Origin of the sequence: Lactiplantibacillus sp. C232, from assembly GCF_023806725.1 — a bacterium.
Lineage (GTDB): Bacteria > Bacillota > Bacilli > Lactobacillales > Lactobacillaceae > Lactiplantibacillus > Lactiplantibacillus plantarum.
In genome coordinates this window covers 1-269 of record NZ_JAMSKZ010000071.1, presented here as the reverse complement: position 1 = coordinate 269, position 269 = coordinate 1, and the positions used below count along the sequence as shown (strand labels likewise).

1 pseudogene is annotated in these 269 nt (G+C 33.5%); it reads right to left on the bottom strand.

Going from position 1 to position 269, the window contains the following annotated elements:
• A pseudogene (locus MZO41_RS16670) lies at positions 1-269 on the bottom strand (bacterial Ig-like domain-containing protein); the annotation flags it as partial.

Here is a 269-nt window from a genome sequence, read left to right as displayed (position 1 = left end):
CTAACACCAGCATTGGCCTTTGTATTGTAGCTGGTACCACCAGTTATCGCTACTGAAGTATTATTTAAAGATGCAGTAATGATATTTTTAGAAGTATCGACGGCAGCCGTATGCAAATTAATTATGAAGTTAATTCCCGCATTAGAAATATCAGTACTGAATGTATATGTTATTGTCCCACTTGTTTTATCATAAGCTAAGCTGCCATAATTTGTACCACCATTTAACTGAATATTGTCCCAATTAATAGATTTAGGATTAGATATTGT